Origin of the sequence: Kitasatospora sp. MBT63 (genome assembly GCF_000710465.2) — a bacterium.
Taxonomy (GTDB): domain Bacteria; phylum Actinomycetota; class Actinomycetes; order Streptomycetales; family Streptomycetaceae; genus Kitasatospora.
In genome coordinates, this window is record NZ_JAIZ01000700.1 from 1 (window position 1) to 9,597 (window position 9,597).

At 73.7% G+C, this 9,597-nt stretch carries 7 protein-coding genes; 5 read left to right on the forward strand and 2 right to left on the reverse strand.

The window, feature by feature from the left end:
* Positions 1 to 86: 86 nt before the first annotated feature.
* Both AA75_RS36710 and AA75_RS36715 read left to right on the forward strand, forming a co-directional pair.
* Positions 87 to 2,621, forward strand: coding sequence for a discoidin domain-containing protein (locus AA75_RS36710; protein WP_033824766.1), 2,535 nt, complete (start codon positions 87 to 89; stop codon positions 2,619 to 2,621).
* A 161-nt stretch (positions 2,622 to 2,782) separates the two neighbouring features.
* A complete protein-coding gene (locus tag AA75_RS36715) occupies positions 2,783 to 3,826 on the forward strand; it encodes a LacI family DNA-binding transcriptional regulator (protein ID WP_033824748.1) in 1,044 nt (347 codons plus the stop codon).
* Positions 3,827 to 3,843: 17 nt separating this feature from the next.
* On the opposite strand, the gene AA75_RS36720 is transcribed toward AA75_RS36715, so the two are convergent.
* Positions 3,844 to 5,739 carry an AfsR/SARP family transcriptional regulator gene (locus AA75_RS36720; protein WP_033824767.1) on the reverse strand — a complete coding sequence of 632 codons (1,896 nt, stop codon included), beginning with the start codon at positions 5,737 to 5,739 and terminating at the stop codon, positions 3,844 to 3,846.
* A gap of 137 nt (positions 5,740 to 5,876) precedes the next feature.
* Here AA75_RS36720 and AA75_RS36725 point away from each other — a divergent pair, with 137 nt between their 5' ends.
* Positions 5,877 to 6,284, forward strand: a complete 408-nt coding sequence (locus tag AA75_RS36725) for a hypothetical protein (RefSeq protein WP_033824749.1) — start codon at positions 5,877 to 5,879, stop codon at positions 6,282 to 6,284.
* A gap of 82 nt (positions 6,285 to 6,366) precedes the next feature.
* Entirely contained in the window at positions 6,367 to 7,683 is a 1,317-nt protein-coding gene (locus AA75_RS36730; RefSeq protein ID WP_033824750.1) for a VanZ family protein, read from the forward strand.
* A 55-nt stretch (positions 7,684 to 7,738) separates the two neighbouring features.
* Here AA75_RS36730 and AA75_RS36735 read toward each other — a convergent pair whose 3' ends face one another.
* A complete protein-coding gene (locus AA75_RS36735) occupies positions 7,739 to 8,464 on the reverse strand; it encodes a HEAT repeat domain-containing protein (RefSeq protein ID WP_033824751.1) in 726 nt (241 codons plus the stop codon).
* 215 nt (positions 8,465 to 8,679) lie between these two features.
* On the opposite strand from AA75_RS36735, the gene AA75_RS36740 reads away from it, so the two are divergent.
* A partial coding sequence (locus AA75_RS36740; RefSeq protein ID WP_233289341.1) for an esterase family protein occupies positions 8,680 to 9,597 on the forward strand: 918 nt, incomplete at its 3' end.

Here is a 9,597-nt window from a genome sequence, read left to right on the forward strand (position 1 = left end):
CCCACCCATCGCAGGAGAAGCCCGTGAGGCTCACTTCAGCACGCCCCGACGGCCGGACCGGCCCCGGCCGGCGCGGCTCGGCCGGACTGCTCGGCCTGGCCCTGCTCTCCGGTGCGGTGCTCGCCCTTCCGAGCACCGCCGCACACGCCGCCGACACCCTGATCTCCCAGGGCAAGGCGGTCACCGCCTCCTCCACCGAGAACGGCGGCACCGGCGCCGCGCTCGCCGTCGACGGCTCCACCGGCACCCGCTGGTCCTCCGCCGCGAGCGACCAACAGTGGCTCCAGGTCGACCTCGGCGCCACCGCCACCATCGGCAAGGTGGTGCTCAACTGGGAAGCGGCGTACGGCAAGGCGTACCAGATCCAGACCTCCGCCGACGGCACCACCTGGACCACCGTCTACGCCACCACCACCGGCACCGGAGGCACCGAGACCCTCACGGTCTCCGGCTCCGGCCGGTACGTGCGGATGAACGGCATCACCCGGGGCACCGGCTACGGCTACTCGCTCTGGGAGTTCCAGGTCTTCGGCTCCTTCACCGGCACCACCCCGGGCGGCTGCGGCACCGCCAACGCCGCCCAGGGCCGGCCCGCCACCGCCTCCTCCACCGAGAACGGCGGCACCGGCGCCGCGCTCGCCGTCGACGGCTCCACCGGCACCCGCTGGTCCTCCGCCGCGAGCGACCCGCAGTGGCTCCAGGTCGACCTGGGCTCCACCCAGCAGATCTGCCAGGTGGTGCTCAACTGGGAGACCGCGTACGGGAAGGCGTACCAGCTGCAGACCTCCGACAACGGCACCAACTGGACCACCGTCTACTCCACCACCACCGGCACCGGCGGCACCGAGACCCTCTCCGTCTCCGGCTCCGGCCGGTACCTGCGGATGAACGGCACCGCCCGGGGCACCGCCTGGGGCTACTCGCTGTGGGAGCTGGCCGTGCACACCGGCAGCGGCGGCCCGAGCGTGCCGCCGGTCCAGGGCGGCGGCGACCTCGGGCCGAACGTGCTGGTTTTCGACCCGGCCACGCCCGGCATCCAGGCCAAGGTGGACGAGGTCTTCGCCAAGCAGGAGTCCAACCAGTTCGGCAGCGACCGCTACGCACTGCTGTTCAAGCCCGGCACGTACAGCAACATCAACGCCCAGATCGGCTTCTACACCTCGATCGCGGGCCTCGGGCTCAGCCCCGACGACACCGTGTTCAACGGCGACGTCACCGTGGACGCGGGCTGGTTCGGCGGCAACGCCACCCAGAACTTCTGGCGCTCGGCGGAGAACCTCTCACTGAAGCCGGTCAGCGGCACCGATCGCTGGGCGGTCTCGCAGGCCGCGCCGTTCCGCCGGATGCACGTCCAGGGCGGCCTCAACCTCGCCCCCAACGGCTACGGCTGGGCCAGTGGCGGCTACATCGCCGACTCGAAGATCGACGGCACCGTCGGCAACTACTCGCAGCAGCAGTGGTACACCCGCGACAGCGCGATCGGCGGCTTCACCAACGGCGTCTGGAACCAGACCTTCTCCGGCGTCCAGGGCGCCCCCGCGCAGGGCTTCCCCAACCCGCCGTACACCACGCTCGCCACCACCCCGGTCTCCCGGGAGAAGCCGTTCCTCTACCTGGACGGCAACGACTACAAGGTCTTCGTGCCCGGCAAGCGCACCAACGCCACCGGCGTCTCCTGGGCGAACGGCCCGGGCGCCGGCACCTCGCTGCCGCTGAGCCAGTTCTACGTGGTCAAGCCCGGCGCCACCGCGGCCACCATCGACCAGGCGCTGGCCCAGGGCCTCAACCTGCTGTTCACCCCAGGCGTCTACCACGTCGACCGGACCATCGAGGTCACCCGGCCCGGCACCGTGGTGCTGGGCCTGGGCCTGGCCACCGTGGTGCCGGACAACGGCGTGGTCGCGATGCGCACCGCCGACGTGGACGGCATCCGGCTGGCCGGTCTGCTGTTCGACGCCGGCACCGTCAACTCCCCCGCGCTGCTCCAGGTCGGCCCGGACGGCGCCACCGCGGACCACGCGGCGGACCCGACCACCGTGCAGGACGTCTTCGCCCGCATCGGCGGCGCCGGCCCCGGCTCGGCCACCACCGCCATGGTGGTCAACGCCAACAGCACCATCGTCGACCACACCTGGCTGTGGCGCGCCGACCACGGCGCCGGAGTCGGCTGGACGGCCAACCCGTCCGACTACGGCATGGTGGTGCGCGGCAACGACGTGCTGGCCACCGGCCTGTTCGTGGAGCACTTCAAGAAGTACGACGTGGAGTGGTCCGGCGAGCGCGGCCGGACGATCTTCTACCAGAACGAGATCGCCTACGACGCCCCCGACCAGGCCGCCGTCCAGAACGGCGCCACCAAGGGCTTCGCGGCCTACAAGGTGGACGACAACGTCACCGTCCACGAGGGCTGGGGCCTCGGCTCGTACTGCTACTTCAACGTCGACCCGACCATCCGGATGGACCACGGCTTCGAGGCCCCGAACCGGCCGGGCGTGAAGTTCCACGACATCCTGGTCAACTCGCTCGGCGGGAAAGGCCAGTTCGACCACGTGATCAACGACGTCGGCGCGGCCACCTCGGGCACCTCGACCACCCCGTCCAACGTGGTCTCCTACCCGTGAGCCTTCCCGGCCACGGCTGACGCCCCCGAGCAGGTCCGCTTCGACGAGCGATCCCCCTGAACGCGCGCTCCACCCGCGGGGCCGGTCCTGACAGGCCCCGCGGGTGGAGCGCTCTCCCGGCCCGCCTGACGGCGTGTCGCCCAAGTGCTATAACAACGCGTATGACTGACGCCCTCCAGCGCACGGCAGCCCGCCCGGCCACCCTGGAGGACGTCGCACGGGTGGCCGGGGTGTCCCGCTCCACCGTCTCCAGGGTGGTCAACGGCGTGCGCAACGTCGACCCCGCCATCCAGGAGACCGTCCGCCGGGCGGTCACCGCCACCGGGTACGTCCCGAACGGCGCCGCCCGCTCGCTGGTCACCCGGCGGGCCGACACCGTCGCGCTGATCGTCTCCGGGGCCGGGCGGACCGGCGGCGACGGGATGCTGTTCACCGACCCGTTCTTCGGCCGGGTGGTCGGCGGGGTGCTCGGCGGACTCCGCCCGCTCGGCATGCACCCGGTCCTGATGCTCGCCGACGACCCCGCCTCCCGCGAACAGGCCGTCGGCTACCTGCGGCGCGGTAGCGCCGACGGCGCCCTGCTGGTCTCCACCCACGCCGGCGACCCGCTGCCCGCCCGGCTCGCCGAGGCCGGACTGCCGACCGTGCTGTTCGGCCGGCCCGCCACCCCGCTGCCGCTCAGCTACGTCGACCTCGCCAACCACGACGGCGCCCGGCTGGCCGCCGACCACCTCGCCGCCCGCGGCTGCCGGCGGGTGGTCACCGTCACCGGGCCCGCCGCCCTGCCCGCCGGACAGGACCGGCAGGCCGGCTTCCGCGAGGCGATGGCCCGGCACGGCCGGCCCTGGGCCCCCGAGGCGGCCGGTGACTTCACGCTGGCCGGCGGCGCCGCCGCGATGACCCGGCTGCTCACCGAACACCCGGACCTGGACGGGGTGTTCGCGGCCAACGACCTGATGGCCCAGGGCGTGCTCGCGGTCCTGCGCGAGCACGGCCGCCGGGTGCCCGACGACGTCGCCGTGGTCGGCTTCGACGACAGCAGCGCCGCCACGACCGCCCACCCCCGGCTCACCACGGTCCGCCAGCCGGTCGAGGAGATGGCCCAGCGGATGACCGCCCTGCTGCTCGACCGGATCGAACACCCCGGCGAGGGTCCCGTCTCCGTCCTGTTCGAACCCCGCCTGGTCGTCCGCGAGTCCGCCTGACCGCCGCCCGACCGCCGTCAGGCCCCGGCCGCGCACCAGCTGAGCAGCCGCGACAGCGCCCGTTCCCGGTCCTCCCCCGCCTCCTCGCGCGCCGCCCGCTCGGCCGAGAACTCGCCGATCAGGTCGTGGAACCCGTACGAGTCCGGCCGTGGGCGCTGTAGCAGTTGGGCGTCGACCAGGACGTCCAACAGATCGGCGGCACGGTCCGGCTCCTCGTCCAGCAGCGCGGAGGCCGCCCGCAGTGACAGCGGGCGGTCCGGTCTCAGTCCGAGCAGCCGGAACGCCCTGGCCGCCTCCCGTTCCAGCGGGTTCGAGCTGGTGCGCAGGGCGTCGTAGCTGGTCGAGAAGGACTCCCGGACGGCGAGGTGGTCCACGGCGAGGAGGTCGAGACGGGCTTCGGCCCGGGACAGCCGTCGCGCCAGGGTGCCCAGCGCGGCGGCGGGCCGCCCGGCCAGCCGGGCGGCGGCGATCCGGACGGCCAGGGGCAGCCCGGCGCAGGCGTCCAGGATCCGGTCGGCCGAGCGGCGGTCGGCGGCGATCAGCTCGGCGCCGCACACCGCGGCCAGCAACTCGTACTGCTCGGAGCGGGTCAGCGGGCCGAGCGTGATCCGGGCCGCGCCGGGGAGGGCGGCGAGCGGCCTGCGGCTGGTGACGATGACGGCCGAACCGCCGGTGCCCGGTACCAGTGGGGCCACCTGTCGGGCGTCGCGGGCGTCGTCGAGGACGATCAGCACCCGGCGGTCGGCGAGCAGGGCCCGGTAGCGGGCCACCCGGTCGTCGGCGTGCCGGGGGACGTCCCGGTCCGGCAGCCCGAGGTCGGTGAGGAGGCGGGCGAGCAGGTCGAAGGGGTTGCGGGCGGGGCCCGGCCCCAGGCCCCGCAGGTCGGCATGGAGCCGGCCGTCCGGGAACTGCGACCGCAGGCCGTGCGCAGCGTGCACCGCCAGGGCGGTCTTGCCGATGCCGGCCATGCCGGAGACCACCAGCACCTTCGGTGGCGCGGGGTCGCCCGCTGCGCCCAGCTGCCGCTGCAGGGCGTCCAGTTCGGCTCCGCGTCCGGTGAAGTCCGGCAGGTCCCGCGGGAGCTGCGACCTCGTCCGGACCGGGCCCGGCACGGGCCGCGCGACGGTGGGAGGCCCGGCGGTAGGTGGCCCGGCGACCGGTTGGGCAGGGGCCGGCGGGGCGCCCAGCACCTCGCGGTGCGCCTGCCGGACGGCGGGGCCGGGTTCGATGCCCAGCTCGTCGACCAAGGTCCGGCGCAGCCGCTGGTGGACCGCGAGCGCCTCCGCGGTCCGGCCCGACCGGTGCAGGACGAGCATCAGCTGCCGGTGGAACGCCTCTTTCAGCGGGTTCTCGGCGACCAGCGTCGCGAGGTCGGCGGCGAGTCCGTCCGTCCGGCCCAGCTGCAACTGGTCCTCGTAGTGCCACTCGAGGGCCTGCAGATGCTGCTCCACCAGACCGGCGACCTCGGGCCGGTCCGCGAGAGCGGGCAGGTCGGCGAGGGGCCGGCCGCGCCACCGGGCGAGTGCGGCGGCGGTCTCGCTGCGGGCGGTGGGCCGGTCCCGCTCGGACCGGGCCGCGCGGGCCCGCCGGAGGTGGGAGACGAAGGCGTCGGCGTCCAGCTCCCCGTCCAGGACCTCGATCAGGTAGCCGGACGGGACGGCCCGCACCCGGCCGCCGCCCTGCGGTCCGAGCGCCTGGCGCAGCCGCGCCGCGTGGTTGTGCAGGGCGGAGCGCGCCGTCCTGGGCGGCCCGCCGCACCACAGCGTGCGCCGCAGCTGCTCGGCCGACACCACGTGGTTGCCGTGCAGCAGCAGCGCGGCGAGCAGCAGCCGGACCTTCTCCCCCGTCACCGGCCGCGGCCCGTGATCGTCGTGCACCGTCAATGGTCCGAGCACGCCGAAGCGCATCCCCATGCCCCGCCCCCGTATTCGACGATCCATCACATGTGATGAACCGCAAGTGAGTTGGATGTTAGCCGTTCGTTGGCGGACGGAGGAACGATGTTTTCCTCCGTCCGGCCCGGCACTCCTCCGGGTCCTCCACGAAAGGCATGACGATGCGCATTCGCCCGGTTCTGGCGGTCTCGGCCGGCCTCGCCGCGCTCACCCTCGCCCTGGCACCCGCCGCCTCGGCGCGCGGCAACTACCTTCCGTACGCGTCCAAGACCAAGCTGTCCAACGGCAACCTCTTCACCGAGATCACACCGCAGTACGACGGGACCGGCTACTGGCGGATGGACGAGTGGTACGAGAAGACCGGCGGCGGGACCATCACCCAGCAGCTCGGCTTCAACTACCACGGCTACAGCTACGCGAAGGGCTGGATCACCCAGACCTCCGGCACCTCGCGGATGCAGAACTTCACCGATCTGGGCTTCACCGACTGTTCCGACGTGGTCGGCTGGATGCAGGTGGACGGCCAGGGCACCTTCTACAACGCCCCGGTCGGCATCTGCTGACACTCCCCGGCCGGGCCTGCCTGCGGGGCGGGCCCGGCCCGCCGGCCCGACCAGTGCCTCCCGACCCAGGAACACCCGCCTCATGATCGAAGCAGCCCTCCGCGGCAACCACTCCATCCTCGTGCTCTGCGCTGTCCTGTCCGTGCTGGCCGGCGCGCCGGTGTGGTTCGCCGCCCGCCGGTACCGGCTGCCGGTGGTGGCGGCGCTCGGTGCCACCGTCTCGCTCTCCCTGGTGCTGGCCGCCACGCTCTGCCCCTTGAGCCCGCAGGCCCCGGCCTCGATGGCGTGCACGGTGCAACGGGACGTCGTCGGGGCACTGCTGGCCGACCAAGGTCTGCTGAACGCGGCCCTGTTCGTACCCGCCGCCCTCTTCCTGACGCTCGCGGTCCGGCGTCCGCTGCCGGTCGCCGCCTCGCTCGCCGTACTGTCCGGGGCCGTCGAGGTCACCCAGGCGCTGGTCTCCGGCATGGGCCGGGCGTGCGACTCGGCGGACCTGGAGGCCAACCTGGCCGGTGCGCTGCTGGGCTGCCTGATCGGCCGGCTGTGGCTCGGGCGCGGCGGTCGTCGGGCGTTCGGCCGGGAGCTGCGGCTCGGTGCACTGGTCGGGGCCGGCGGGGCGGCGGTGCTGGCCGCCGTCGCGGCGCCGGCACTGCTGTTCGTGGTCTCCGACACCAGCGACGGCCACCGGGCGGACCAGGCCCAGACCACGGCCGCGGTCGATGCCGCACACGCCTTCTTCGGCGCCGGCACCTCGCCGGGGCGGGTCCAGTTCACGGCGGGCGGCTTCGGGCAGCCCGGGCGGCTGGAGGTCGCCACTCCGGCGGGCAACCTGGTGCTCGACTGGCCCTCACGTGAGATCACCTCCGGCGTTCTCGGCGCGGTCGCCGAGCAGCCGGGCGGCCACCCGCCGCTGTCGGACCAGGACGCGCTGGCGATCGGTACCGGCTTCGCCCGTGCGCACTTCCCGTGGGCGGTGGCCGACTCGGCCACCGTGGTCTTCCCGGCGGGCGGCCCCGGCAGCCAGGCGAAGCTGGTGCAGTGGCGGTCCCGGGTGGACGGAGTGCTGATGCCGATGCGGCTCGACGTGATCGTCGGCGACGACCGCCGGGTGGTGTCGTTCACTGCCCGCAACGTGCCGCGTCCGGCACTGCCGAAGCCAGCCGTGACGGCCGAGCAGGCCCGGGCGCTGGCCGCCCGCCCCGGGATGACGGTGACCGGTGGCGAGCTGCTGGCGAAGGCGGACCGCTCGGGCGGCTGGCACGTGTGCTGGCTGCTCTCGCTGGCGCCGGCCGGCCTGGCGACGCCCGCGCCGGACGGACCGGGCCGGGCCCTGGTGGTGCTGGACGCGGTGACCGGTGCCCCGTTCACGGACGGGGATCCGGCCGGGCCCGGCCACTGACCCGCCGGGCGGACGGCCGACTGCTCAGGACCGCGGCCGCTCAGGGCCTCAGCCGCTAAGACCCCGGCCGCTCAGGACGCGTCAGCAGCCCGTGCAGCACAGCGTCGTCGTCCGGTTCCAGGGTCGAACCGAGGTGGTGCAACTGGGCCAGCCGCTCGGCGTCGCCGTCGGCGTCGGCCACCAGCCCGGCGGCCCAGCCCCGCCGCCGCTCCGCGTCCGGCCCCACCCTCCCGTCCCCCACCGTCTCGTTGAACAGCGCGTACAGGGCGTACCAGCGGACGTCGGTGTCGGTGTCCCGGCCGAGGGCCAGCAGTGCGTCGACGACGCGTTCCTCGGTCCGGTCCGGGTCCGCGAGGCCGGGCAGCGCCGCGGCGACGGCGAACCGGACCGGCTGCGCGGCGTGGTCCCGGTAGGAGAGCACCAGGTCGAGCGCCTCGCGTGCGCCGTGGTAGCCGATGACGGAGAGCATCAGGTGGGTCACCCAGGGGTCCGGCTCGTCGGCCAGCTCCCGCAGCACCACCGCCACCGTCTCGGCGCCGAACGGGCGTCGCCCGTCCTCGTCCGGCGCCCCGAGCTCCCGCAGGATCCGCGCGCCGAGTTCCCGCTCCTGCGGCTCGTCGTGGCCGAGCAGGGCGGCCGCCCGCTCGAAGACCTCCCGGGTCGGCCGACGGTGCAGCGCAACCAGGTGCGGCACCGGGGCGTCCTCTTCCTCGTCGGCCAGTTCACACCGGGCGGCGGCGAACAGCTCGTCGGTGGTCGGTCCGACCGGATCGATCGTCATACGGGTGCCGTCTCCATGTCCTCGGCCGCACCGGTCGGCGGACCGGCGCCGATCCTAGGGCCACGTCAGGCACCGCGTCAGGCGCCGTGTCGGACAGACCGGCCTCACGCGAACGACCCGGGTGGCCAACGGCGACGGGGCTGACTCCTAGCCATCCCCCAGACTGCGCCCAGCCCGCTCTCAGATCGGCAGCACCGGTCAATTACGATCAGCTGGTGCCAAGCCTCACCGGACTCCCGCTTCAGATCATCGTCGCCCTGCTGGCGGTCGCCGCGTTCGCCGCCACCATGTGGCTGTGGCCCAGACTCGGCGGGAACGGCTGGAAGGCGTGGCTCGGGCGGCTCGGGGCGTTCTTCGGGACCCAGGTCGTGGTACTGGCCGCACTCGGCCTGGTGGCCAACTCGTACTTCGGCTTCTACAGCACCTGGAGCGACCTGCTCGGTCTGGACGGCGCCCCCGGCCAGGTGGTGGACCACCAGCCGGGCGGCAAGGCGATCCGGGTGACCGGCGAGCAGAAGATGTACTCGGCGCAGGGCCCGGCCAAGGAACGCTCCGGGAAGATCGAGAAGATCGACATCCGCGGCGAGGCCTCCGGGCTGAACTCGGACGCCTACGTCTACCTGCCGCCGCAGTACTTCCAGCCGGAGTTCGCCGGCAGCCGGTTCCCGATGGCGCTGGTGCTCTCCGGCTACCCCGGCATCCCGGAGAAGCTGATCAGCCTGCTGAAGTACCCGGAGACCGCACTCAAGGGCATCGAGGCCGGGCAGCTGCCGCCGACCGTGCTGGTGATGATGCGCCCGACCCCGGCGGGCGTCGGCAACCGCGACACCGAGTGCATGGACATCCCGAACGGTCCGCAGGTGGAGACCTTCTTCACCACCGACCTGCCGAAGGCGATGGCCACCGACTACCGGATCTACGACAAGCCGGAGGCGCGGGCGGTGATGGGCGACTCCACCGGCGGGTACTGCGCGCTGAAGTTCGCGCTGCGCAAGCCCGACGCGTACCGCTCGGCGGTGTCGCTGTCCGGCTACTACGAGGCGCCGTCCGACCCCACCACCGGTGACCTGTTCGGCGGCAACGCCGACCTCAAGCGCGAGAACGACCTGCTGTGGCGGCTGGAGAACCGGCCC